This is a genomic window from Nocardiopsis ansamitocini, assembly GCF_030268225.1.
GTDB classification, from domain to species: domain Bacteria; phylum Actinomycetota; class Actinomycetes; order Streptosporangiales; family Streptosporangiaceae; genus Nocardiopsis_D; species Nocardiopsis_D ansamitocini.
Genome location: NZ_BSQG01000002.1, coordinates 61,800 through 85,253 on the forward strand (window position 1 = coordinate 61,800; position 23,454 = coordinate 85,253).

Annotated in this window: 22 protein-coding genes, 2 tRNA genes and 1 other RNA gene; 17 read left to right on the top strand and 8 right to left on the bottom strand. The window is 67.4% G+C overall.

The window, feature by feature from the left end; translation table 11 throughout:
- Nucleotides 1-75: 75 nt before the first annotated feature.
- The 5 genes from rpsF (at nucleotide 76) to QSJ59_RS06770 (ending at nucleotide 2,859) form a co-directional block, all read left to right on the top strand.
- Nucleotides 76-366, top strand: a complete 291-nt coding sequence (gene rpsF, locus QSJ59_RS06750) for a 30S ribosomal protein S6 (RefSeq protein WP_285757991.1) — start codon at nucleotides 76-78, stop codon at nucleotides 364-366.
- A 58-nt stretch (nucleotides 367-424) separates the two neighbouring features.
- Nucleotides 425-1,012: a single-stranded DNA-binding protein gene (locus tag QSJ59_RS06755; protein ID WP_285757992.1), complete on the top strand. Its 588-nt coding sequence runs from the start codon at nucleotides 425-427 to the stop codon at nucleotides 1,010-1,012.
- A gap of 76 nt (nucleotides 1,013-1,088) precedes the next feature.
- On the top strand, nucleotides 1,089-1,325 hold the full coding sequence (gene rpsR / locus QSJ59_RS06760) for a 30S ribosomal protein S18 (RefSeq protein WP_285757993.1): 237 nt from the start codon (nucleotides 1,089-1,091) through the stop codon (nucleotides 1,323-1,325).
- A 26-nt stretch (nucleotides 1,326-1,351) separates the two neighbouring features.
- Complete coding sequence (rplI, locus tag QSJ59_RS06765; RefSeq protein WP_285757994.1) at nucleotides 1,352-1,798, top strand: 50S ribosomal protein L9; 447 nt, start codon at nucleotides 1,352-1,354, stop codon at nucleotides 1,796-1,798.
- 233 nt (nucleotides 1,799-2,031) lie between these two features.
- Complete coding sequence (locus QSJ59_RS06770; RefSeq protein WP_285757995.1) at nucleotides 2,032-2,859, top strand: peptidoglycan recognition protein family protein; 828 nt, start codon at nucleotides 2,032-2,034, stop codon at nucleotides 2,857-2,859.
- Between the two features lie 57 nt (nucleotides 2,860-2,916).
- Here QSJ59_RS06770 and QSJ59_RS06775 read toward each other — a convergent pair whose 3' ends face one another.
- Complete coding sequence (locus tag QSJ59_RS06775) at nucleotides 2,917-4,272, bottom strand: MATE family efflux transporter (RefSeq protein ID WP_285757996.1); 1,356 nt, start codon at nucleotides 4,270-4,272, stop codon at nucleotides 2,917-2,919.
- A gap of 396 nt (nucleotides 4,273-4,668) precedes the next feature.
- Between QSJ59_RS06775 and dnaB the strand changes: the two genes are divergently transcribed.
- Nucleotides 4,669-6,021: a replicative DNA helicase gene (gene dnaB, locus QSJ59_RS06780; protein WP_285757997.1), complete on the top strand. Its 1,353-nt coding sequence runs from the start codon at nucleotides 4,669-4,671 to the stop codon at nucleotides 6,019-6,021.
- Nucleotides 6,022-6,315: 294 nt separating this feature from the next.
- Here dnaB and QSJ59_RS06785 read toward each other — a convergent pair whose 3' ends face one another.
- The 5 genes from QSJ59_RS06785 to upp all read right to left on the bottom strand — a co-directional run bounded on the left by QSJ59_RS06785 (nucleotide 6,316) and on the right by upp (nucleotide 8,824).
- Nucleotides 6,316-6,540 (bottom strand): hypothetical protein, encoded by a 225-nt coding sequence (locus tag QSJ59_RS06785; RefSeq protein ID WP_285757998.1) that lies wholly within the window; start codon nucleotides 6,538-6,540, stop codon nucleotides 6,316-6,318.
- A 139-nt stretch (nucleotides 6,541-6,679) separates the two neighbouring features.
- On the bottom strand, nucleotides 6,680-7,195 hold the full coding sequence (locus tag QSJ59_RS06790) for a PH domain-containing protein (protein ID WP_285758000.1): 516 nt from the start codon (nucleotides 7,193-7,195) through the stop codon (nucleotides 6,680-6,682).
- Between the two features lie 14 nt (nucleotides 7,196-7,209).
- On the bottom strand, nucleotides 7,210-7,374 hold the full coding sequence (locus QSJ59_RS06795) for a hypothetical protein (RefSeq protein ID WP_285758002.1): 165 nt from the start codon (nucleotides 7,372-7,374) through the stop codon (nucleotides 7,210-7,212).
- 145 nt (nucleotides 7,375-7,519) lie between these two features.
- Nucleotides 7,520-7,744 carry a three-helix bundle dimerization domain-containing protein gene (locus QSJ59_RS06800; RefSeq protein ID WP_285758004.1) on the bottom strand — a complete coding sequence of 75 codons (225 nt, stop codon included), beginning with the start codon at nucleotides 7,742-7,744 and terminating at the stop codon, nucleotides 7,520-7,522.
- 426 nt (nucleotides 7,745-8,170) lie between these two features.
- Entirely contained in the window at nucleotides 8,171-8,824 is a 654-nt protein-coding gene (upp, locus tag QSJ59_RS06805; protein WP_285758006.1) for a uracil phosphoribosyltransferase, read from the bottom strand.
- A gap of 313 nt (nucleotides 8,825-9,137) precedes the next feature.
- Here upp and QSJ59_RS06810 point away from each other — a divergent pair, with 313 nt between their 5' ends.
- The 4 genes from QSJ59_RS06810 (at nucleotide 9,138) to QSJ59_RS06825 (ending at nucleotide 10,814) form a co-directional block, all read left to right on the top strand.
- On the top strand, nucleotides 9,138-9,641 hold the full coding sequence (locus QSJ59_RS06810) for a tRNA adenosine deaminase-associated protein (RefSeq protein WP_285758008.1): 504 nt from the start codon (nucleotides 9,138-9,140) through the stop codon (nucleotides 9,639-9,641).
- 89 nt (nucleotides 9,642-9,730) lie between these two features.
- Nucleotides 9,731-10,228: a tRNA adenosine deaminase-associated protein gene (locus QSJ59_RS06815; protein WP_285758009.1), complete on the top strand. Its 498-nt coding sequence runs from the start codon at nucleotides 9,731-9,733 to the stop codon at nucleotides 10,226-10,228.
- Nucleotides 10,225-10,716, top strand: coding sequence for a nucleoside deaminase (locus QSJ59_RS06820; protein WP_285758010.1), 492 nt, complete (start codon nucleotides 10,225-10,227; stop codon nucleotides 10,714-10,716). Before QSJ59_RS06815 ends, QSJ59_RS06820 begins: the two co-directional genes overlap by 4 nt.
- Nucleotides 10,717-10,726: 10 nt before the next feature.
- Nucleotides 10,727-10,814, top strand: a tRNA-Ser gene (locus QSJ59_RS06825).
- 300 nt (nucleotides 10,815-11,114) lie between these two features.
- Here the strand turns inward: QSJ59_RS06825 and QSJ59_RS06830 are convergent.
- Nucleotides 11,115-12,626 carry a cryptochrome/photolyase family protein gene (locus QSJ59_RS06830; RefSeq protein WP_285758011.1) on the bottom strand — a complete coding sequence of 504 codons (1,512 nt, stop codon included), beginning with the start codon at nucleotides 12,624-12,626 and terminating at the stop codon, nucleotides 11,115-11,117.
- 385 nt (nucleotides 12,627-13,011) lie between these two features.
- Nucleotides 13,012-13,099: transfer RNA gene (locus tag QSJ59_RS06835), tRNA-Ser, on the bottom strand.
- A 108-nt stretch (nucleotides 13,100-13,207) separates the two neighbouring features.
- On the opposite strand from QSJ59_RS06835, the gene ffs reads away from it, so the two are divergent.
- The 7 genes from ffs (at nucleotide 13,208) to QSJ59_RS06870 (ending at nucleotide 23,225) form a co-directional block, all read left to right on the top strand.
- An RNA gene (gene ffs, locus QSJ59_RS06840) (signal recognition particle sRNA small type) lies at nucleotides 13,208-13,303 on the top strand.
- A gap of 173 nt (nucleotides 13,304-13,476) precedes the next feature.
- Nucleotides 13,477-15,546, top strand: coding sequence for a DNA polymerase III subunit gamma and tau (locus QSJ59_RS06845; RefSeq protein WP_285758012.1), 2,070 nt, complete (start codon nucleotides 13,477-13,479; stop codon nucleotides 15,544-15,546).
- A 288-nt stretch (nucleotides 15,547-15,834) separates the two neighbouring features.
- Entirely contained in the window at nucleotides 15,835-19,401 is a 3,567-nt protein-coding gene (gene dnaE, locus QSJ59_RS06850) for a DNA polymerase III subunit alpha (protein ID WP_285758014.1), read from the top strand.
- Between the two features lie 174 nt (nucleotides 19,402-19,575).
- Complete coding sequence (locus QSJ59_RS06855) at nucleotides 19,576-19,911, top strand: YbaB/EbfC family nucleoid-associated protein (RefSeq protein WP_285758746.1); 336 nt, start codon at nucleotides 19,576-19,578, stop codon at nucleotides 19,909-19,911.
- 169 nt (nucleotides 19,912-20,080) lie between these two features.
- The gene (recR, locus tag QSJ59_RS06860) at nucleotides 20,081-20,680 is read left to right on the top strand and encodes a recombination mediator RecR (protein WP_285758015.1); all 600 of its coding nucleotides are present in this window, start codon (nucleotides 20,081-20,083) and stop codon (nucleotides 20,678-20,680) included.
- A 218-nt stretch (nucleotides 20,681-20,898) separates the two neighbouring features.
- Nucleotides 20,899-22,170 (top strand): aspartate kinase, encoded by a 1,272-nt coding sequence (locus tag QSJ59_RS06865; protein WP_349497186.1) that lies wholly within the window; start codon nucleotides 20,899-20,901, stop codon nucleotides 22,168-22,170.
- Complete coding sequence (locus tag QSJ59_RS06870) at nucleotides 22,167-23,225, top strand: aspartate-semialdehyde dehydrogenase (protein ID WP_285758016.1); 1,059 nt, start codon at nucleotides 22,167-22,169, stop codon at nucleotides 23,223-23,225. Before QSJ59_RS06865 ends, QSJ59_RS06870 begins: the two co-directional genes overlap by 4 nt.
- The last annotated feature ends 229 nt before the right edge of the window (nucleotides 23,226-23,454 follow it).

The window sequence follows — 23,454 nt, forward strand, 5'->3', positions numbered from 1 at the left end:
CCGTGGAGCGGACTCCTTGCCCTCCTGCCATGGAAAGACCATGGCCGCAACAGTCCAGAGGAGGAACGCGCGCCTATGCGTCGTTACGAAGTCATGGTCATCCTCGACCCCAGCCTTGACGAGCGCACGGTCTCCCCGTCGCTCGAGCAGTTCCTGGCGGTCGTGCGCAACGACGGCGGTTCGGTGGAGAAGGTCGAGGTCTGGGGCAAGCGTCGTCTTTCCTACGACATCGCCAAGAACTCCGAGGGCATCTACGCCGTCATCGACCTCACGTCCACGCCGGCCACGGTCAAGGAGCTGGACCGCCAGCTCAACCTGACCGAGGCCATCCTGCGCACCAAGGTCCTGCGCCCCGAGGTGCACTAGCACCTCCCGGTGCCGCACCGCCCGCTTCTTCTAGTCCTAGGAATCCGGAGCCGAGCTAATGGCAGGCGAGACCCAGATCACGATCATCGGCAACCTTGTCGACGATCCTGAGCTGCGATTCACTCCCAGCGGAGCCGCGGTCGCCAATTTCCGTGTGGCCTCGACCCCGCGCATGTTCGACAAGCAGTCGGGGGATTGGAAGGACGGCGAGTCGCTGTTCCTCTCCTGCTCCGTCTGGCGCCAGTACGCCGAGAACGTGGCCGAGAGCCTTCAGCGCGGTATGCGCGTCATCGTGCAGGGCCGCCTGAAGCAGCGGTCGTACGAGACCAAGGAAGGCGAGAAGCGCACCGTCTACGAACTCGACGTCGAAGAGGTCGGCCCCGCGCTGCGCAGCGCCACCGCCAAGGTGACGAAGACGCAGCGCCAGGGCGGCCAAGGCGGCGGGTTCGGCGGAGGCGGGGGCTTCAACGGCGGCCAGCAGGGCGGTCAGGGCGGTGGATACGGCAACCAGGGGGGCGGCTTCGGCGGCAACCAGGGTGGCCGTTCCGGTCCGCCGGCTGACGACCCCTGGGCCACCGGTGGCGGTGGCGGCGGCGGAGGGTTCGGCGGCGGTGGCGGGGGCTACTCCGACGAACCGCCGTTCTGACCCAGATCCTTGCAGTACGTACTCATCCCTGACCATCCCCGTGAAATATCGGGGCTCTTGAACAAGGAGCACCACGATGGCAAAGCCGCCAGTTCGCAAGCCTAAGAAGAAGGTTTGCCTGTTCTGCCAGGAAAAGCTGTCCTACATCGACTACAAGGACACCACCCTCCTGCGCAAGTTCATCTCCGACCGCGGCAAGATCCGCGCGCGTCGGGTCACCGGCAACTGCACGCAGCACCAGCGTGACGTCGCCACGTCGATCAAGAACGCCCGCGAGATGGCGCTGCTGCCCTACACCAGCACCGCTCGCTAACCGGGACCACGAGGAGGTATTCAGTCATGAAGCTGATTTTGACCCACGAGGTCAATGGTCTCGGAGCCCCGGGCGACGTCGTCGAGGTGAAGGACGGCTACGGCCGCAACTACCTGCTGCCCCGCGGCTTCGCCATCAGGTGGACGCGCGGCGGTCAGAAGCAGATCGATTCGATCCGCCGGGCACGCGCCGCCCGTGACATCCGCAGCCTGGACGACGCCAAGCAGATCGCCGGCCAGCTCGGTGCGCTCAAGGTGACGCTGACCCAGCGCTCGGGTGACTCCGGTCGCCTGTTCGGTTCGGTCACCGCCTCCGACGTCGCCGACGCCATCAAGGCGGCCGGCGGCCCGCAGGTCGACAAGCGCCGGATCGAGATCCGCAACCCCATCAAGTCCGTGGGCGACTACAAGGTCGAGGTTCGCCTCCACCCTGAGGTCAGCGCTCCCGTCGAGCTTGAGGTCGTCGGCGCCTAGGGTTCTGCCCGTCGCCGCTTCCCGGTGGCCCCGGCCCGTTTCATCGGGCCGGGGCCACCGTTTTTCTGCTTCTTCTGCTTCTTCTGCTGGGAATCGGGAGAAGCGAGCTCCTCGTTGAAATAGCTTTTCCCATTCTTGGCGACACGCCGAGTAGCTTAAAGTAGCTATTTAGTGACACTTGGTCACCTATCTTGTCCTGTGGGCCTGTTGATCCACGGGAAGGATGAGGCCGAGTGGCAACTCATGAACAGCGCCCCGTAAAGGCGGGGTTGAGCAGGCGAAACGTCTTCCGTGGCGCGGCCGTCGCCGCCGGCGGGGTGCTCCTGGGGGGCGCCGTCGACCTCGGCGGTGCCCCGGTGGTTCTGGCCGCGGGGACACCCGTCATCTATGCGCGCGCGGACTGGAAGGCGCGCAAGGCAACCCAGTCCTCCCAGGTCGTGAGTACTATGCCCGACCACATCGTGGTGCACCACACGGCCACCGCCAATGCCACGAACTACTCCAAGGAGCACGCGTTCTCGCTGTCCCGGGGGATTCAGAACCACCACATGAACTCCAACGGGTGGAACGACACCGGCCAGCAGCTGACGATCAGCCGCGGCGGCCACATCATGGAGGGGCGCAACCGGTCCATCGACGCGATCGTCCAGCGCAGGCACGTGATCGGTGCGCACGTGGCCAACCACAACTCCCACACGGTCGGGATCGAGAACGAGGGCACCTACACCTCGGCGACGCCGCCCGGCGCGCTGATGGACTCCCTGGTCGAGACGTGTGCCTGGCTGTGCGTGGTCTACCGGCTGGACCCCAAGCGGGCGATCGTCGGGCACCGCGACTTCAATGCAACCAGTTGCCCCGGCGACAAGCTCTACTCGATGCTGCCCAAGCTGCGTACCGATGTCGCCGCGCTGCTCGACCGGTTGAAGACGACACTGCCCCAGGCCGGCACCGAACAGGTTCCGGACGCCAACTGCCCGGACTTCCCCGATGTGCCGCAGAACGAGAGGGCCATGGAGTTCTACCACGGCCCGACGGTGGGCAGTCGCGATACCGCAGGCTGATCCCGGTTCGGTTGCGCCCGGCCCCTCCCGACCCGCGGAGGCGGCCGGGTGCTGTCGTCAGCGGCCGGCGATGTCCCCGGTGACGATCCAGGCGGTGCCCAACGCGCGACTCCCCAGTGTTATGCCGCGGGCGACCATCCACACTCCGAAAGCCAGCCAGAGCGCGGTGAGGCCGAACGCGGAGCCGTTGGGGACGAGGAGCGGCACCAGTGCCGCGCACGGCAGGTAGGCCAGCATCGTCCACAGGCTGGCCCACGCCAGATAGCGCTGGTCGCCCGCTCCCATAAGGATCCCGTCCAGAACCATCACCACGCCGCTCACCGGTTGCAGCAGGGCCACCACCAGCAGGGCGGCCAGGATGAGGTCGCGGACCTGGGGATCGGTGGTGAAGGGCAACCACGCCCAAGGACGCACGATCAGCACCACTACGGTGAAGGCCACCCCCAGCATCACCCCCCACTCCACCATTCGGCGGGTGGCGGACCGGGTCCCGGCGATGTCGGAGGCTCCCAGATAGCGGCCGATGATCGCCTGCCCGGCGATGGCGATCGCGTCCAGTGCGAAAACCAGCAACGACCACGTCAGGAAGGCCACCTGGTGTGCGGCGATCTCGGGGTCGCCCAGGCGGGCGGCGATCGCTGTCGTCACCAGCAGGACCACCCGGAGCGACACCGTGCGCACGAAAAGCGCGAACCCTGCCGTGGCCGTGGAGTGCAGTCCGGTGCGGGTGGGCGCCAGGGAGACCCCGTGGCGGAGGGCGACGCGGCGCACCGCGGACAGATACACGGCGGCCCCGGCGGTCTGCGCGACCACCGTCGCCCAGGCGGAGCCGGCGATCCCCCAGCCGAATCCGAAGACGAACAGCACGCACAACACGATGTTGGCGAGATTCGAACCGACCGCGACGTACAGCGGGATCCGGGCGTTCTGCAGGCCCCGCAATACCCCCGTTCCGGCCATGATCACCAGGAGCGCCGGTGTGCTCAGCAGGCTGATTCGCAGGTAGGTTAATGCGTGCGGGGCCACGGCATCGGAGGCGCCGAGCACCTCGATCATCCATGGGGCCAGTGGCCAACCCGCGACGATGATGGCGATGCCGATCAGGAGCGCGAGCCACAGGCCGTCGACCCCGTGTCGGAGGCCCTCGGCGATTCTTCCGGCGCCGAACTTACGCGCCACCGACGAGGTGGTGCCGTAGGCGAGGAAGACGCAGAGGTTGGCCAGGGTCAACAGGATCTGGCTGGCGATGCCCAGCCCGCCGAGTTCTTCGGTTCCCAGCCGCCCCACGACCGCGGAGTCGGTGAGCAGGAACAGCGGCTCGGAGACGAGTGCGAAGAAGGTGGGAACGGCGAGCCGGAAGATCTCGCCGTCGCGGGGGTGCCGGAAAGGGGCGGCGCTGAGCAGACGTGGCATGACCCTGCAACGGTACCCGGACGGATCCTCGATGATCGATCACGGGGCCGGTATGCGTCGTAACGGAGGGGGAGGGGCCGAATGTGACACGCGCGGCGGTTCGGGGACTCTCGGCAAGTTCTCCACCGAAACTGTCCCGACCTGTGGATAACCTGTGGATATCTGGTTGTGAACTTTCTTTCATGCACAGCCAGTGGACAGAGTTTTTGCAGTTCAAGTTGGGTGTGGATGGCATGGTGACGAGTTATCCACAGGCTGGGTCCACAGGTTATCCCCAGTACGGCCGCCGCTGTCCACAGGTTGTCCCCAGCTTCGTCCACAGGCCGCTTTGCGAGCGGTCCCAGAACTAGCGACAATCCAGGTTCGGTCTTGTTTGGTCAGGTGCAGGGGGAAACCGTGAGCGGTGCCGATCATCCATCGGATGAGAGCGGGTTCGAGCGGACCCCTCCCAACGACATCATGGCGGAGCAGTGCGTGCTGGGGGGCATGCTGCTGTCCAAGGAAGCCATCACCCAGGTCGTCGAGATCGTGCGCTCGGCCGACTTCTACCGCCCGGCGCACCAGACCATCTATGACACGGTCATCGACCTCTTCTCCCGTGGCGAGCCGGTCGACGCGGTGTCGGTCAACGCCGAGCTCACCAAGCGTGGTGAGATCACCCGGGTGGGGGGAGCGCCTTACCTGCACACCCTCACCGACGCGGTCCCCACTGCGGCCAACGCCGGGTACTACGCGCGCATCGTCTCCGATCGAGCGGTTCTGCGCCGCCTGGTCGAGGTGGGTACCCGTATCGCCCAGATCGGCTATTCCGGTGACGGAGAGGTGGACGACCTCGTCGATCGGGCCCAGGCCGAGATCTACCGGGTTGCGGAGAAGCGCACCGGTGAGGACTATCTGCCTCTCGCCGAGATCATGCCGGGGGCCTTGGACGAGATCGAGGCGATCTCCTCCCACGACGGATCCATGACCGGTGTCCCCACGGGGTTCACCGACTTCGACGCCCTGTCCAACGGACTTCACCCGGGGCAGATGATCATCATCGCGGCCCGACCTGCTGTGGGTAAGTCCACCCTCGCGTTGGACTTCGCCCGGGCCGCCTCGATCAAGCACCAGCTGACGAGCGTCTTCTTCAGCCTGGAGATGGGGCGCAACGAGATCGTCATGCGGCTGCTCTCGGCGGAGGCGCGGGTGCCGCTGCACACGATGCGCTCCGGCCTGATGAACGACGACGACTGGACCCGGCTGGCCCGGCGCATGGGAGAGGTCGCAAGCGCTCCGCTGTTCATCGACGATTCCCCGAACATGTCGATGATGGAAATCCGGGCCAAGTGCCGGCGACTCAAGCAGCAGCACGATCTCAAGCTCGTCATCGTCGACTACCTGCAGCTGATGAGCTCGCCGGGACGGGTCGAGAGCCGTCAGCAGGAAGTCTCGGAGATGTCGCGTTCACTGAAGCTTCTGGCCAAGGAGCTGGAAGTTCCAGTCATCGCGCTCTCCCAGCTCAACCGAGGCCCCGAACAACGGACGGATAAAAAGCCTCAGGTCAGTGACCTGCGTGAATCCGGGTCGATCGAGCAGGACGCCGACATGGTCATCCTGCTCTATCGCGAAGACGTGCACGAGAAGGAGTCGCCGAGGGCGGGGGAGGCCGACCTGATCGTGGCCAAACACCGTAACGGCCCGACCGCCACGGTCACGGTGGCGTTCCAGGGGCACTACAGCCGATTTGTCGATATGGCCCCCGGCTAACCGGGGAAGAAGAAAGGCCCCCTCGTGCGGGCTCTTCTTCGCCGGACAGGAGAAGCAGGCTGCTGCCGGCGCTGCCGGCAGGGACGATCGGCCCATCGGGCAGGAACACCGCCGACCCCGGGAATGTCCAAGGCCGCCTGCCCTGGAAGGAACGCGGCAGGGAGCAGGGGCTCGCACGGCCCGGGATGCCTTTGCGTTCGATCCGCAGGAGCCACGGTGTCCGGATCGAGGAGGACGCGACGGCTCCTTGCCGGCTGCGCATTGGGTAGCGCGGCCGGCAAAAAGCCGAGGAGCCTAGCTCCAGCGTGCCTCTGGGCGGCTTCGCCCGTACTCGTCGGTCACCAGAATCCAGGTCATACGCGGTCGGGCCGAGATGGCCTCGACTTCGGTGGTGCGTTGGCCGGGCAGCACGGGAAGGCGCTGCTCGGCGGGGACGCCGAGAGAGCGCGTCGACCGGCGGCGGCGACGGGTCAATTGACGAGCCGTGGACGAGGGAGCCTCGCTGACCTTCCGGGCCATTGCTTCACCTCTTAAGTTCAACCTGCTGAGAGCATCAGTTAACCCTTTGTTCACCTTTGAGTCAACTTGATTCCACTGTGTGGCCGCACACGGACAGCAAAAAGCGCCCGCCGATGGCGGGCGCCCGTGCCGTTCTGCGCTAGCTGTTGTCCGGGAAGATCAGTCCGACGACCTCAAGGTAGAGCTGTTCCGGGTAGGGCACGAAGTTGATCCGGCTCAGTGCCTGGTCCTGGCCGGCGGACTCCATCACGAAGGTGCCGTATCCGATCAGTCGGCCGATCAGCGAACGCTCGAAGCGCATGTCGGTGACCTTGCCGAGCGGCATCATGTTGATCTGCCGGGTGATCAACCCGGTCGTCAGAAGCAGTCGCGCGGATGTGATCACGAAGTAGTCGACCGACCACTCCGCGACCTTCCAGACGAACCACACCAGCACCAGTAGCCACACCCACCAGATGACGGCCAGAACCGTCGGCTCCCCCGCGATCGCGGAGTTGCTGAGCAGGCCGGCCACGATCAGGGTTCCCAGCACCAGGCCGACCGGGCCCATGAGGACCGCCGGATGACGGCGCATGGTGATGACCTGCTGCTCGTGTGGGAGCAGATACCGGTTGACCGAAGCGGGCGCGGCATCGCCTGGAGTTACGAGCTTCATGCTGACTCAGGCCCTTAAACGAGCAGTGCGTTCACGAAGCGGGAGAGTGAGTCGGCGGCACCGGCCAGCCCTCCCAACGCGGACTGAACCAGGTTCGCCACGGTCTCCGGTTGAGTCAGAAGATAGAAGACGACGAAGGCAATGAGGGCATACCCCAGCCACTTTTTCAGCTTCGCCATGATCGAACTCCCCAATAAAGCGCCTTGGACCCACTAACCCAACTCGATTGTTACACCGGTAATCGGCTACGTAAAGGCAGTTGCCCCTTTTCGGCGTGCCGCCCCAGTTCGCGGGGTTGCGGTCGTGCTCAACTGTTGGTATCGGTCAGCGCATTTCGGCGAAGGCAAGTGCGAGGACCTTCAGGTGCTGGCGGGCGATCCGTTCCACCAGATCGGGGGTGGCGCGCCCGGTCACGTCCTGTGCCCCGTGCCGGGCCGCGTTCACGCATCTGGTCACCGTCGACTCGGGGTGGACGCCCTCGAACTCGGCGCGCAGTCGGGTGGCGACCGGTTTGAACTCGCGTGGCGCAGCGTCTGGCGTCTGGGACATGTCACTCCTCGAGGGGTTAGGGGTGAACGGTGGCGTTTCGCATCCGTCTCCGTGCGGCGAGTAGTCGCCGCAGGGAGTGGCAGGGCCACGTGGATGGGAACGCGTGGATTTTTGGAATCGGAAACCGGTCCGCAGAGGCGCGTGGTCAGGGAGCCCGGAGGGGGTGTGCGGTATGCCGGATTTTCGGGTAATGCTGCTCATGGAGTTAAGGGTGAGCATAACCAGGATCACTCTAATGTGTCACGGCCGAGTCTCAGGATGAATTCGGCTTACTCAAAAAACCCGTTCCGGTGCTTTTGTGTTGCTAACGGTCCTGAGAGAACGCCGTGAACCGTTGAACGACCGCGTTGCGCCGACCGTTTCAGGCGCGCCCGGTTGCGGCCGGGCGCGCCACAGCACATCGAGGCCCGTGTGTTCGGCGGGGGCTCAGACGCAGCCGTACAGCCGGTCACCGGCGTCGCCCAGTCCGGGGATGATGAAGCCCTGTTCGTTCAGCTGCTCGTCCACGGCCGCCGTCACCACGCGCAGCACCGCGCTGTGGTCCTCGCCCAGGGACTCCTTGAGCTTCGTCTGAACGGCCTCCAGCCCCTCGGGAGCGGCGAGCAGGCAGATGGCGGTGACGTGGTCGGCGCCGCGCTCCACGAGGAGCTTCAGAGAGGCCGCCAGGGTTCCCCCGGTGGCGAGCATCGGGTCGAGGACGTAGCACTGGCGTCCGGCGAGATCCTGCGGAAGCCGGTCCGCGTAGGTCGCCGGCTGGAGGGTCTCCTCGTTGCGGGCCATGCCCAGGAAACCGACCTCGGCGGTCGGCAGGAGCCGGGTCATCCCGTCGAGCATCCCGAGTCCCGCACGCAGGATCGGGATCACCAGCGGGGTCGGCCGGGTGAGTTGGACACCCGGCGCAGGGGCCAGCGGGGTCTCCACGGTGACATCGGATACCCGGACGTCCCTGGTGGCCTCGTAGGCGAGCAGCGTGACCAGCTCGTCGGTCAACCGACGGAAGGTCGGGGAGTCGGTGCGGGCGTCGCGAAGCGTCGTGAGCTTGTGGGCGACGAGAGGGTGGTCAACGACAAGGATTTCCATAATGGACAAAACTACCGTTCGTCGCGGGCCTGAACCCGCTTACGGCGAAGGAAGCGTTTCTCACCAGGGGGTTCGTCCCCAGGGGGACAGACTCCCGACTGTCCTCAACCCGGTCCGCGCCGGGTGAACTTGACCGTCCCGTTCTGTTGAGGATGAGGCGTCCGTTCTAATAGGAGCTGTGAGCGCGGACTTCTATCACGGAGACAGCTCCCCATGGGGAGACCGAGTCGCGGACGGGGGCAGCCCATACGGTGACGCCGCCCGAGACGATCTGCGATCCTGGCCGGATCAAGGCCATCCGGGTGGAGTGACGATGACGGAACTCGAACAGGGTGACGACGGCTCGGGCGACTTCGTCGCCGTCGCTTACCGAGAAGAGGACTACTGGGACGTCGACATGCTCCCGGTGGCGCTGACACAGGACGTCAAGGGCCTGTTGCACGCGCTCCGGCAGCAACCGAGCATCAGCGGGGCGATCGGTCTGGTCTCGGTCGGTGACGACTTCTTCATCATCGTCCGGGTCTACGGGCGCGACGACGTGAGCCTCTTCCTCTCCGACGTCACGGCCTCCGTCGACTGGGAGGTGGCCCGTGACGTGCTGGACTACCTCGACATCGACATCCCCGACGAGGAGGACCTCGACCAGGTCCTGCCGGCAGGCGACCTTTCGATCCTCGCCGACCTCGGCCTCGACGAGATGGAGCTGGGCGCGCTCGCAGGGGACCTCGACCTGTATCCCGACGAGGTTCTGGCCAGCATCTCCGAGCGCCTCGGATTCCAGGCCGCTTTTCAGCGTGCATTGGACTCCATGGGGTAAGCCTTCCGGCGGGCACAGTGTGCCCACACGCACGAGTCGAGTCCGGGGCGTGCCACCGCGCGCCCCGGGGGCAGAGGTGGGAGTCAGGGGTGTCGATTTTCTCAGTCGTGTTCTCCCGTGCCTCGCGAGGGTGGACCGGAGTCGAGGTCGACCTGGCCGAGGTCGAGGGCATCGACGACGTAGCCGACCTGATGCGCGACACGGCCGCCGCCTTGGACGCCGACGAAGCCACGATGCTTCTGTTCGCGGAGGCCGACGACGAGTGGTTCGGGATCGTCCGGGTGGACGACCACAACGATCCGCGCGTTTTTCTCTCCGACGTCCGGGCCGTCCAGGACAACCCGGTCGCCGAGCTGTTCCTGGAACCCGGCGCACAGGCCCAGCCCGAGGACGAGGAGGGCGAGGGGGCGGCGCAGACCCCCTATCCCGGACCGGTGGGCGACACCGGGCTGCTCAGCGACCTCGGTACCACCGCCGACGAGCTCATGGCGCTGACCCTGAGAGAGGGCCTGCTGCCCGCCGATGCGCTCGCGGTCGTCGCCGACCGCGCCGGGTTCGCCGAAGCCCTGGACGTCATGCGGGTATGACCCTTTCCACCCCCCGGGCGCGTCACGACGCGGCCCTGCGCCTTGCCCTGGAGCAGGCCCGGCTGACCTCTGCCAGCAAAGACGTCCCGGTCGGTGCGGTCGTCCTCGATCAGGGCGGCCGGGTCATCGGTACCGGCCGCAACGAGCGGGAGGCCACCGGCGACCCCACCGCGCACGCTGAGGTGGTGGCCCTGCGGGAGGCCGCTCGAACAGTGGGCGAGTGGCGGCTCACCGGCTGCACGCTCGCGGTCACCCTCGAACCGTGCACGATGTGCGCGGGGGCGGTCGTGCTGTCCAGGGTGGAGTGCCTGGTCTACGGTGCCCGCGACGACAAGGCCGGCGCGGTGGGGTCCCTGTGGGACGTCGTCCGCGACCGCCGCCTCAACCACCGCCCCGAGGTGGTCCCCCCGGACCTCGTCGACGCCGGCCTGTCCGCCGAGTGCGCCCGATTGCTGACCGAGTTTTTCGCACACCGTCGTTTCCGGTAGGGTTACCCGTGGTGGAGTCGCATAGCGGCCGAGTGCGCACGCCTCGAAAGCGTGTGAGGGGAGACCCTCCGTGGGTTCAAATCCCACCTCCACCGCCAATGCCGATCAGGCACGACGATGGGCCGGACCGCTTCAGCGGTCCGGCCCATCGTCGTTGCCGGTCCCGCCGGCAGACGGTTCCACGTCCTGTTGTGGCGGCCTCCCACCGCGTGACGAGTTCTCGTCTTCTCGCCTTGTCGACACGCGGCCCTCCGAAGAGTGCCGGCCTCCCGTCCCGCCGGCCTTTCGGGAGCCGGCGGCCCCGGGCGACAAATCCCCTTGTCCGCTTCCTCTTCCCGCGGGTCAGGTGCGGACGCACTCCTCCGACTTCCCCCGTCCATTGCGGGGACGGCCGCCCGTCACGGCGGCGCGGTACCGCGGTCGGCGGTCTCCTCCAGCAGTTCGGGGAGGTCGTTCAACCGGTCGAGCCCTTTGACGGCGCGGGCCATCCGGTGGTTCGAGGAGAGGACGTCGCGGTGCCTGTGCAGGAAGGACCAGTACCCCGCCGTGTAGGGGCACGCCTGCTCGCCGACGCGTTCGGAGGGCCGGTAGACGCACGGTCCGCACAGGTCGCTCATCCGGTTGATGTAGGCGCCTCCGGACGTGTAGGGCTTGGTGGTCATGAGACCGCCGTCCGCGTACTGCGACATGCCGATGACGTTGGGGAGCATCACCCAGTCGTAGCCGTCGACGAAACAACGGTGGAACCAGTCGGTCACCGCGGCCGGGTCCCAGCCGTCCTGCAGGGCACGGCTCCCGAGGACCATCAGCCGGGGGATGTGGTGGGCCCATCCGGTGTCGCGCACTTGCGCCAGGGTCGTGGACAGGCAGCGGGCATCCACCGACTCCGCGTCCAGTTCGGCGAACCAGTCGGGCAGCGGGGCATGGTGGTGCAGGGCGTTGCGGCTCCGGTAGTCCTCCCCGAAACGCCAGTAGAGGTGCCAGACGTACTCCCGCCAACCGGCGACCTGCCGGATGAAGCCCTCCACGCTGTTCAGAGGTGCCGCACCGTCCAGCCACGCCTGTTCCGCGCGGTCCACGCACTCGGACGGGGCGAGCAGCCCCAGGTTGAGCGGAGCGGAGAGCCGGCTGTGGCTCAGCACGGGATCGGCGGCGAGCATCGCGTCCTCGTAGGGGCCGAAACCGGGCAGGCGGTGGGAGAGGAAGTGTCGAAGCGCCGCCAGCGCCTCCCGGCGTGTGGCGGGGAACCGCCTCGGACCGTCGCGGCCGACGAAGGACACCACGCCGTCACGTTCCCAACGGTCGAGGTCGCCGCGCACCTGTGCGTCGATCTCGTCCTCGACGGGCCGCCACGGATCGGGGAGGTCGAGTCCTTTCCCGCCGCGGGGAGGGGGCTCGCGGTTGTCGTGGTCGAGGTTCCACCGCCCGCCGGCCGGCCGGTCGCCCTCCATGAGGATGTCGTGTTCGCCGCGCACCCAGCGGTAGAAGTCCTCCAGTCTGGTGCGACGCCCAGCAGAATGCCCCGCCGTCCACGCGTCGAAGGCCGAGTGCGATACGAGGAAGCCCTTCGCGGGGAGCACCTCGACCCCGGGCAGCGATTCGACCAGTCCCAGCGCGCGTCGGGACGTCGGATGGCAGACCGTCACCGGCGTCGTGCCCACCGCCTCGGCCAGACCCTCGCGGTACGTGCCCGACCGGACGTAGCTGACCCGGTCGCCGAGTTCGGCCGCCCGGTGCCTCATCGCGGAGAGGACGAGGTGTGCTTTTGCCCGATGGAACCGTCGACGGCCCAGGACGGACAGGGCCTCGATCATGACGACGGGGGCGTCGGCGTCGGGGCCGCCTCCTTCGGGGGCCAGGAAGTGGGGGCCGAGCTGGTCGCCGAAGAGCCAGTGCGTGCGAACCGTCACTTGGGTGCCGACTCCCTGCCGTCGTGGTGGACCGGCAAGCGCGCACCGGTGCGGGCGGGCCGGGGCCCTGGACGGAATAGTAACTCCGGGTGGTCGCACGATCACGGCTGTCGACACGTCGGCATGTCGTCGTGTCGACGCCTTTTCCGACGATCCGCGGTGTTCTGTTCGGGGCAGCTCGGGGCGTGGTCCGGGGTGTCCGGCCCCGTTGCCGTTCTGCTCCGGCGCCACTGAGAAGCCCGGGATGGTGAGCGGTCGGGGGCCTCCCGGCCGAGGAAGAGGGCTCCGGCCTCGGAACGATCGCCTGGGACGAACTGGGACCACCAACACCGAAGGGCCCCACCGCAAGCGGTGGGGCCCTTCGACGTCGTGCCCGGTGAGGCACTGGCGGAGGATACGAGATTCGAACTCGTGAGGGGTTGCCCCCAACACGCTTTCCAAGCGTGCGCCATAGGCCTCTAGGCGAATCCTCCACGGACAACTGTACATGGAACGGGGTGGTGGTCCGAACGGAGATCCGTCGCGGATCCGAACGGGGGCCGCTGTGGCGCGGGGAAGCCGAGAATCCTATAGACTGCGGAGCAGACCCCTCGTGCGGCGTCACCTTATGAACCTCCCCAGGGCCGGAAGGCAGCAAGGATAAGTAAGCTCTGGCGGGTGCGCGGGGGGTCCTTTGTCTTTTACGGGGCTGCTGCGCCCCAAGGCCCGCGTCCACGACCGGTTCAGGCGGACGGGCTCCGCGAAGTCGGCCCGCCCTGTCACCGGGACGGGGTTGAATGGGTGGCGTGGACGCCACCGACGGCCCTGTGACCGCGCAGCGCCGGTCCGCGGAGGGAGCAGTGAGCGCGCCGTGAGCATCGCTCTGTATCGCAAGTACCGCCCCGCGACCTTCGCCGAGGTGCGCGGCCAGGAGCACGTCACCGATCCACTGCGCCAGGCCCTTCGCAACGGCCGGATCAACCACGCCTACCTCTTCAGCGGTCCGCGCGGCTGCGGAAAGACCTCCAGCGCCCGCATCCTCGCCCGCTCCCTCAACTGCGAGCAGGGACCCACGCCCGATCCCTGCGGCACCTGCGACTCCTGCGTGGCGCTGGCCCCGGACGGCGGCGGCAGTATCGACGTCATCGAGATCGACGCGGCCTCGCACGGCGGTGTGGACGACGCCCGCGACCTCCGGGAGCGCGCCTTCTTCGCCCCGGTGAACTCGCGCTACAAGGTGTACATCATCGACGAGGCGCACATGGTGACCCGCGAGGGCTTCAACGCGCTGCTCAAACTCGTCGAGGAGCCCCCGCCGCACCTGAAGTTCGTGTTCGCCACGACCGAGCCCGAGAAGGTCATCGGCACGATCCGCTCGCGCACCCACCACTACCCGTTCCGGCTGATCCCGCCGAGCACGCTGCGCGAGCTCATGGAGCAGATCCTCGCCGACGAGGGGGTGGCCTTCGATCCCGCTGCCCTGCCGCTGGTGGTGCGGGCCGGTGCGGGGTCGGCTCGGGACTCGCTGTCCATCCTCGACCAACTGCTCGCCGGATCCGACGACAAGGGCATCACCCGCGAGGGCGCGGTGCAGCTGCTCGGCTACACCGACTCCGGCCTGCTCGGCGAGATGGTCGAGGCGTTCGGCGCCCGCGACGGTGCGGCCGCCTTCGGCCTGATCGACCGCATGGTGGAGGGGGGCCACGACCCCCGACGCTTCACCGCCGACCTCCTGGAACGCGCCCGCGACCTCGTGGTTCTCGCCGCGGTGCCCGACGCCCTGGACAAGGGCCTGATCAACGTGCCACCCGACGCGGTCGAGCAGATGCGCGACCAGGCGTCCAGGATCGGCCCGGCGGAGTTGACCCGGGCCACCGACATCCTCAACACCGGCCTCACCGAGATGCGCGGAGCCACCTCCCCCCGGCTGCTGCTGGAGCTGCTGTGCGCGCGCATCCTGCTGCCGGGCGCGGCTCCGGCGGGCGACGAGGTCGCCATGGCGGCCCGCGTCGAGCAGTTGGAGCGCCGTGTCGCCCAGGGTGCGGTGGCGCCACCGCACCAGGCCGTCCCGGTACACCAGGCCCCGCCGCCCCCTGCCGTCCAGCCGCCGGCTCCTCAGCCTGCGGCCTCTCCTGTCGAGCAGGCTCCCCAGCGCCCGGCTGATCCTGCCCCGCCCGAGCCCCCGGTTCGCCAGGAGCCGCGCCAGGCCCCCGCCGACGACTGGGGGACGCCCGCGTCGCGTGCCCCCGCCCCTCAGCCGCAGCAGGACCCGCAACAGTCGGCCACCCCTGCGCAGGGACGCCCCGCGGGCGGACTGCCCGACGTCGCGACCCTGCAGGGGGCGTGGCCCCAGATCCTGGAGGCGGTCAAGCGCCGCCGCCGGTTCACCTGGATGATCCTCACCGGTGGCAACGAGGTGCAGGTCGTCGGGGTGGAGGGCAACGCTGTCCAGCTTGGTTTCGCGCGCCCAAACGACGCAAAGGGCTTCTCCAACAGCGGCAGCGACCAGGTGGTCGCCGGCGCGATCCAGGACGTGCTGCGGGTGGAGATGCGCGTGGCCGCCACGGCTTCCGGCGCGGGACCGGCCCCCGCGCCCAAGCCGCAGCGTCAGACTCCGCCGCCCCAGCAGCAGGCTCCCGAGCCCTCGGGCTGGGAGACGCCGGCGGCACCGCCCCCGCCCTGGGACGACCGTCCGCCGTTGCAGGACCCCCCGCCCCCGGACGCCTGGGACTCCGCGGCCCCGTCCGCACCCGCACCCGTGCGCCCGGAGAAGCCCGAGCCCGTTCGCCCCTCCGCGCAGCCGGCTCCGGTGGACGACACCCCTCCCGGCCCGGAGGACGCCGCCGAGAACGACCTCGACGAGGATTCCTTCAAAGGTTCGCTGCTGATCGAGTCCGAGCTCAACGGCAAGCTCATCGAGGAGATCGACCACACGGCCTGACCTGTCGCGCCCGGAGCACCGTCGAGTGACGCACGCGACATGTCGATTCGGCGCTTTGGCGCCGAGTCGGCGAATCGCCCTGCCCATCGTGGCGCCACTCGCCGTTGCGGCCCGCCGGAAGGGCGGGGAAGCGCGGTTCTTCGCTCGTTCCCCGGTGCTGGAAGGGGCGGCTGAGCGGTCCGCATTCGGCTTACCGAACACCTCGGGTTGAGCGGGGGAGCCTCCGCGATAGGGCTAGTCTCAGAAGTCATCACCCGTTCATCGAGCCGCATTTGGGGTACCCGCGCCGTGACGACCGATCCCTTCGTTCACCTGCACGTTCACACCGAGTATTCGATGTTGGACGGGGCCGCGAAGCTGAAGCCGCTGTTCGCTGAGGCCGCTCGGCTGGGGATGCCCGCCGTCGCCATGACCGACCACGGCAACATGTTCGGGGCCTATGAGTTCTGGAGCCAGTCCAAGGGCTCCGGGGTGAAGCCGATCATCGGTATCGAGGCCTACGTCGCGCCCGAGTCGCGGTTCCACAAGCAACGGGTTCGCTGGGGGCGCGGCGGAGGGGACGATTCCGCCGCGGAAGGGGGCAAGGACATCTCGGGTGGCGGCCGCTACCTGCACCTGACGATGACCGCACGCAACGCCCAGGGGCTGCGCAACCTGTTCCGGATGTCGTCGCTGGCCTCCATCGAGGGCTACTACATGAAGCCCCGCATGGACCTCGAACTGATGGCGCAGTACAGCGAAGGCATCACGGTCACCACGGGCTGCCCCTCCGGGGGGGTGCAGACCCGGCTGCGCCTGGGCCAGGAGCGCGAGGCGATGGAGTACGCCTCGTCCCTGCAGGACATCTTCGGGCGCGAGAACGTGCTCATGGAACTGATGGACCACGACCTCGGCATCGAGCGCGACATCCGCAACGGACTGCTCAAACTCGGCAAGGAACTCGGGATCCGGCCCGTGGTCACCAACGACTCCCACTACGTCACCGAGGACCAGGCGGCCGCGCACGACGCGCTCCTGGCGGTGGGCGTGGGCAAGAACCTCGACGACCCCACGCGGTTCCGGTTCAACGGCTCGGGCTACTTCCTCAAGAGCGCCGATGAGATGCGCGGCATCAACTCCTTCGACGAGTGGGCCGAGGGCTGCAAGAACACCCTGTGGGTCGCGGAGCAGGTCGAGGAGGGCGCCTACGACGCCGTCTTCAAGCACCGCGACCTGATGCCGCGCTTCCCGGTGCCCGAGGGCGAGACGCAGTCGAGCTGGTTGCGCAAGGAGGTCGAGCGCTGCCTGCCCAGCCGCTTCCCCGACGGGGCCGACCAGGAGACCCGGGACCGCATCGAGTACGAGTTGACCATCATCGAGGAGATGGGCTTTCCCGCCTACTTCCTCGTGGTCGCCGACATCTGCCAGTACGCGCGCCGCAGCAAGATCGCGCTCGGTCCCGGCCGGGGGTCGGCCGCGGGATCGATGATCGCCTACCTCCTGGGGATCACCGACCTCAACCCGATCCCTTACGGGCTGCTGTTCGAGCGGTTCCTCAATCCCGAGCGCGTCAGCATGCCCGATGTCGACCTGGACTTCGACGAGCGCAAGCGCGGTGACATGATCCGCTACGTCACCGAGCTCTACGGTGACGAGCGCGTCGCCCAGATCCTCACCTTCGGCACCATCAAGGCGAAGGCGGCCATCAAGGACGCCAACCGCATCCTCGGGTTCCCTTACGCGTTGGGCGACAAGGTCACCAAGGCGTTCCCGCCCGCCGTGATGGGCAAGGAGATCTCGCTTTCGGCGGTCTACGACGAGAACGACTCCCGGCACCACGAGGCCGGCGAGCTGCGTCAGATGATCGACTCCGAGCCCGACGTCCGCAAGATCTACGAGACGGCCAGCGGTATCGAGGGCCTGACCCGTGGCACGGGCGTGCACGCGGCCGGGGTCATCCTCTCCGCCGAGCCGCTGCTCGACGTCATCCCCATCCACAAGCGCGACTCCGACGGCGCCATCATCACCGGTTTTCCCTACCCTCAATGCGAGGACATGGGTCTGCTGAAGATGGACTTCCTGGGGCTGCGCAACCTCACGATCATGGACGACGCGGTCCAGAACGTGAAAGCCAACGAGGGCATCGACCTCGACCTCCCCAGCCTGCCACTGGACGACAAAGCCACGTACGAGCTGCTCAGTCGCGGTGACACCTTGGGCGTCTTCCAGTTCGACGGCGGCCCGATGCGCGCCCTGCTCAAGCGCATGCAGCCCAAGTACTTCAGTGACATCTCCGCGGTGAGCGCCCTGTACCGGCCCGGTCCGATGGCGGCCAACGCCCACAACGACTACGCCGACCGCTCCAACGGCCGCCAGGAGGTCACGGCGATCCACCCGGACCTCAAGGAGGCCCTGGACCCGATCCTGTCCGAGACCTATCACCTGCTCGTGTACCAGGAGCAGATCATGGCGATCGCGCAGCAGCTCGCCGGCTACACGCTGGGTGGCGCGGACCTGATGCGTCGCGCGATGGGCAAGAAGAAGAAGGAGGCGCTGGAAAAGGAGTACGTCACCTTCAAGGCCGGCATGTTGGAGAAGGGGTTCTCCGAGGAGGCCATGCAGGCCCTGTGGGACGTCATGCTCCCGTTCTCCGGCTACGCCTTCAACAAGTCGCACTCCGCCGCCTACGGTGTCGTCTCCTACTGGACCGCCTACCTCAAGGCCAACCACCCGGCGTCCTACATGGCCGCGCTGCTCACCTCGGTGGGCGACGACAAGGACAAGATGGCCGTCTACCTGGCCGAGTGCCGCAAGATGGGCATCAAGGTCATGCCGCCCGACGTCAACGAGTCCGGTCTGCGCTTCACAGCGGTCGGCAAGGACGTCCGCTTCGGCATGGGGGCGGTGCGCAACGTGGGCGCCAACGTCGTGGCCTCGGTGGTCAAGACCCGTGAGGAGAAGGGCAAGTTCGCGTCCTTCGTCGATTTCCTGTCCAAGATCGAGGTCACCGCCTGCAACAAGCGCGTCATCGAGTCGCTGGTCAAGGCCGGAGGGTTCGACTCTTTGGGGCAACCGCGCCTGGACCTCTACCGCCATCACGAAATGGCGGTGGACGCCATGATCGGTGCGAAGAAGCAGGAGGCCAACGGCCAATTCGACCTGTTCGGTGGGGGGGACGACGACGGCGACTCCTCCTCGGCGCCCATCGGTCTGGACATCAACTGGCGCGAGGAGGAGTGGGACCGCAAGACCAAGCTCGCCTTCGAGCGGGAGATGCTGGGCCTGTACGTGTCCAGTCACCCCTTGGCGGGCACGGAGCGCATCCTGGCCCGTTCGCGCGACGCCTCGATCCTGGAGGTCGTCAACGGTGAGCGCCGCGGCAACGACGAGGTCCGTGTGGCCGGGTTGATCTCCAAAGTGGAGAAGCGCGTCAACAAGGCCGGAAACCAGTGGGCCATCGCCACGGTCGAGGACCTGGACGCGGCGGTCGAGGTCCTGTTCTTCCCCAAGACCTACCCGCTCTACATCGACGCCCTCGTCGAGGACACCGCCGTCACCGTCAAGGGTCGGGTCAACGACCGCGACGGCGCGTACTCGCTGTTCGTCTCGGACATGTCCATTCTGGACATCTCGGGGGCGATCGACGGCGAGGCCCCCGTGACGTTGCGCCTCCAGGAGAACCGCATCACCAACGACCTCGTGGTGGAGCTGCGCCAGGCGCTGCGGGCGCAGCGGGGGGAGACACCGGTGCACATCCGGGCGGACAACCCGCTCAAATCCCGGATCTTCGCGCTGCCCGACTACCCGGTCAGGGTCGGCCCGGCACTGTTCGGTGAGCTCAAGAGCATTCTCGGCCCGGACGCGATCCAGTACTGACGGCGTCGTCGCCACCCGGCCCGGGCCGGGTGGCACGGTGCTGTGCCGCTTCGCTGTTTTGGCCGGTGCGGGCCGCTGCGAATACTCGCCGGGGCGTGGCGCGTGATCGAGCGGATACGCTCGCAAGCACGTACATCGCAGGCAAGGAGCGAAGCAGTGAACCCTGGCGGCGGAATGGACATGCAGGCGATCCTGCAGCAGGCCCAGCAGATGCAGCAGCAGCTGATGGCCGCGCAGCAGGAACTGGACGAGGCCAAGGTCGAGGGGACCTCCGGTGGCGGCCTGGTGACGGTGACCGTGAGTGGGCGGGGCCAGGTCGAGGACATCAGGATCGACCCCAAGGCGGTGGACCCCGACGACGCCTCCGAGACCGCGCAGACCATCGCTGACCTGGTGCTTGCCGCAATCCGCGACGCAGAGCGCGTCGTCGAGGAGCTGCAGCAGCAGAAGATGGGACCGTTGGCGGAGGGCATGGGCGACGGCGGTATGCCCGGACTGCCGGGCTTCTAGTCGGGCGGTCGGCCGGTCCCGGCTCTGTCGAGCGCTGTGAGCGCTGTGTTCGGGAGCAACTCCCTTCCGGGGGGCGGGATCGGCCGACCGACCGCGGCGGGGTGGAGTCGCGGGTGGTGTGCGGCTCCACTACCTTGGTAGGTGCCACTACTCCACGAACAGGCGGACGATGTACGAAGGCGCGGTTCAGAATCTGATCGACGAGCTCGGGCGACTGCCCGGTGTCGGTCCGAAGAGCGCCCAACGTATCGCTTTCCACCTGCTCTCCGCCGAGACCGCCGACGTCAAGCGGCTGGTCGGCGCACTAGTGGAGGTCAAGGAGCGGGTTCGGTTCTGCTCGGTGTGCGGCAATGTCGCCGAACAGAGCGAATGCCGGATCTGCCGGGACCCCCGTCGCGACGCAGCGGTCATCTGCGTCGTCGAGGAGTCCAAGGACGTCGTGGCCATCGAGCGCACGCGCGAGTTCCGTGGTCGCTACCACGTGCTGGGCGGGGCCATCAGCCCCATCGAGGGTGTGGGGCCCGACGACCTGCGCATCAGAGAACTGATGACGCGCCTCTCCGACGGCCAGATCACCGAGCTGATCCTGGCCACCGACCCCAACCTGGAGGGCGAGGCGACCGCCACGTACCTGGCGCGCCTGCTCAAACCCATGGGGCTGAAAGTCACCCGGCTGGCCAGTGGCCTTCCCGTGGGCGGCGACCTTGAGTACGCCGACGAGGTCACCCTGGGACGGGCCTTCGAGGGCCGCCGCGCACTCGACTTCTAGACGGACTTCCCAGCCCCCTCGCCCCAGAGTTCCTGTGGCGCGAACCAGCGAAAACCATCGAGTACTGAGCGTATTCGCCTGGTTCGTGCGTATTCGTCCGTCTTGTGGGTAAGCCCTCGCCTCGATGGCTTCGCCCAGGTGGGGCGGGTCCCCGAGAAACCCGATCGCTAGACTTGCTGGCTGGTTACTTTGAACTCAACTCCCCAGGAGCGCCGACCGTGGCTCTAATCGTGCAGAAGTACGGTGGATCTTCCGTGGCTGACGCGGAAGCCATCAAGCGAGTGGCTCAGCGGATCGTCGCTCAGAAAAAGGCGGGCTACGACGTGGTCGTCGTGGTCTCCGCCATGGGCGACACAACCGACGAACTTCTCGACCTCGCCGAACAGGTCACGCCGCTGCCGCCCGGCCGCGAGCTCGACATGCTGCTGACCGCCGGTGAGCGCATGTCCATGGCGCTGGTCGCCATGGCCATCGGCAACCTCGGTTACGAGGCCCGTTCCTTCACCGGTTCGCAGGCCGGTGTCATCACGACGTCCCTGCACGGCAACGCCAAGATCATCGACGTCACACCAGGACGGATCCAGGAAGCCATCGACGAGGGTGCCATCTGCATCGTCGCCGGCTTCCAGGGCGTGTCCCAGGACAGCAAGGACATCACCACGCTGGGCCGGGGCGGCTCCGACACCACTGCCGTCGCGCTGGCCGCCGCGCTCAACGCCGACGCTTGCGAGATCTACAGCGACGTGGACGGCGTCTTCACCGCAGACCCCCGTATCGTGCCGACCGCCAAGCGCATTCCCAAGATCTCCTACGAGGAGATGCTGGAGATGGCCGCCTGCGGTACGAAGATCCTGCACCTGCGCTGCGTCGAGTACGCCCGCCGGTACGGCATTCCGTTGCACGTCCGCTCATCCTTCAGCCAGAACCCCGGTACCTGGGTCGTCTCGGAAGTTGAGGAAACCGAAGGCATGGAACAACCGATCATCTCCGGCGTCGCGCACGATCGCAGCGAAGCCAAGATCACGGTCGTGGGCGTCCCCGACCGTGTGGGCGAGGCCGCCGCGATCTTCAAGGTGCTCGCAGAGGCCGAGATCAACATCGACATGATCGTGCAGAACGTGTCGGCGGCCTCCACCTCGCGCACCGACATCTCCTTCACCCTGCCGGCCGACGCCGGGCAGACCGCGCTGACGGCGTTGAAGAAGATCCAGGAGAAGGTCGGCTTCGAGTCGCTGCGCTATGACGACCAGATCGGCAAGATCTCCCTGGTCGGAGCCGGGATGCGGTCCTACCCGGGTGTCACCGCGCGGTTCTTCGACTCCATCGCCCGGACGGGGACGAACATCGACATGATCTCCACCTCGGAGATCCGGATCTCGGTCATCGTCAACCAGGACGACGTGGACGCCGGCGTCGCGGCCGCGCACACCGAGTTCCAGTTGGACGCCGACCAGGTAGAGGCTGTCGTTTACGGAGGTACCGGCCGATGAGTAACCGTCTTCCCACCCTCGCCGTCGTCGGTGCCACCGGTGCCGTGGGCACCGTCATGCTGGGCATCCTCTCCGAGCGGGAGAACGTCTGGGGCGAGATCCGACTGATCGCCTCGGCCCGTTCCGCGGGCCGCAAGCTCACCGTGCGGGGCGAGGAGGTCGAGGTTCAGGCACTGGCCCCCGAGGTCTTCGACGGCGTGGACGTCGCCATGTTCGACGTGCCCGACGAGGTCTCCAAGGAGTGGGCACCGATCGCGGCCGCCCGCGGTGCGGTCGCCGTGGACAACTCCGGCGCGTTCCGAATGGACGACGACGTTCCCCTCGTAGTTCCCGAGGTCAACGCCGACCAGGTGCGCAACCGTCCGCGTGGCATCATCAGCAACCCCAACTGCACCACGTTGTCGATGATCGTGGCCTTGGGGGCGCTGCACCGTGCCTACGGCCTCACCAATCTCGTCGTCTCCTCCTACCAGGCCGCCTCCGGTGCCGGGCAGGAGGGCATCGACACGCTGCACGACCAGATCGCCAAGGTCGCGGCCGACCGCACGCTGGGAAGCACCGCCGGTGACGTACGCGCCGCGGTGGGCGAGCTCGGTCCGTTCCCCGCCCCGTTGGCAATGAACGTGGTGCCGTGGGCGGGGTCGCTCAAGGACGACGGATGGTCGTCGGAGGAACTCAAGGTCCGCAACGAGTCCCGCAAGATCCTGGGGCTGCCCGACCTCAAGGTCTCGGCCACCTGCGTGCGCGTCCCGGTCATCACGACCCACTCGCTCACCGTCCACGCGACCTTCGCCTCCGAGGTCGACGCCGAGGCTGCCCGCGAGCTCCTTGCCGCCTCGCCCGGTGTCGAGGTCCAGGACGACCCGGCCAACGGGGAGTACCCGACCCCGGCGGACGTGGTGGGCACCGACCCCACCTGGGTGGGCCGGATCCGTCGTTCCATCGACGACCCCAACTCCCTCGACCTCTTCCTGTGCGGTGACAACCTCCGCAAGGGGGCGGCGTTGAACACCGCGCAGATCGCCGAGGTCGTGGCTCGGGAATTCACCGGCTAACGCGGTATTCGTCATTCGATAACGGTTTTGGTGCAGGTACGCGGCGGTCCGCCCCATAGGGGGCGGGCCGCCGTTACTGCATCTGGTCGAGCAGAAGTGTTTTTCGGGTAAAAGAACGGGGATTCGGTGTCCCGTGCGTTTGGCGGACCACCATAATTAGGGACTGTCGCAATCAGTAGTTGAATGTGCACCCTCAGGAATCACGCCTGATCGGGTGTTGTCTCTTGAT

What these genes read in the sequence shown, in the direction of transcription:
- QSJ59_RS06870 (WP_285758016.1), top strand. Translation starts at nt 22,167, where the DNA reads ATGAGTAACCGTCTTCCCACCCTCGCCGTCGTCGGTGCCACCGGTGCC.
- QSJ59_RS06755 (WP_285757992.1), top strand. Translation starts at nt 425, where the DNA reads ATGGCAGGCGAGACCCAGATCACGATCATCGGCAACCTTGTCGACGAT.
- QSJ59_RS06790 (WP_285758000.1), bottom strand. Translation starts at nt 7,195, where the DNA reads ATGAAGCTCGTAACTCCAGGCGATGCCGCGCCCGCTTCGGTCAACCGG.
- QSJ59_RS06810 (WP_285758008.1), top strand. Translation starts at nt 9,138, where the DNA reads ATGACGGAACTCGAACAGGGTGACGACGGCTCGGGCGACTTCGTCGCC.
- rpsR (WP_285757993.1), top strand. Translation starts at nt 1,089, where the DNA reads ATGGCAAAGCCGCCAGTTCGCAAGCCTAAGAAGAAGGTTTGCCTGTTC.
- QSJ59_RS06820 (WP_285758010.1), top strand. Translation starts at nt 10,225, where the DNA reads ATGACCCTTTCCACCCCCCGGGCGCGTCACGACGCGGCCCTGCGCCTT.
- QSJ59_RS06795 (WP_285758002.1), bottom strand. Translation starts at nt 7,374, where the DNA reads ATGGCGAAGCTGAAAAAGTGGCTGGGGTATGCCCTCATTGCCTTCGTC.
- upp (WP_285758006.1), bottom strand. Translation starts at nt 8,824, where the DNA reads ATGGAAATCCTTGTCGTTGACCACCCTCTCGTCGCCCACAAGCTCACG.
- QSJ59_RS06785 (WP_285757998.1), bottom strand. Translation starts at nt 6,540, where the DNA reads ATGGCCCGGAAGGTCAGCGAGGCTCCCTCGTCCACGGCTCGTCAATTG.
- QSJ59_RS06800 (WP_285758004.1), bottom strand. Translation starts at nt 7,744, where the DNA reads ATGTCCCAGACGCCAGACGCTGCGCCACGCGAGTTCAAACCGGTCGCC.
- rplI (WP_285757994.1), top strand. Translation starts at nt 1,352, where the DNA reads ATGAAGCTGATTTTGACCCACGAGGTCAATGGTCTCGGAGCCCCGGGC.
- recR (WP_285758015.1), top strand. Translation starts at nt 20,081, where the DNA reads ATGTACGAAGGCGCGGTTCAGAATCTGATCGACGAGCTCGGGCGACTG.
- QSJ59_RS06775 (WP_285757996.1), bottom strand. Translation starts at nt 4,272, where the DNA reads ATGCCACGTCTGCTCAGCGCCGCCCCTTTCCGGCACCCCCGCGACGGC.
- QSJ59_RS06855 (WP_285758746.1), top strand. Translation starts at nt 19,576, where the DNA reads ATGGACATGCAGGCGATCCTGCAGCAGGCCCAGCAGATGCAGCAGCAG.
- rpsF (WP_285757991.1), top strand. Translation starts at nt 76, where the DNA reads ATGCGTCGTTACGAAGTCATGGTCATCCTCGACCCCAGCCTTGACGAG.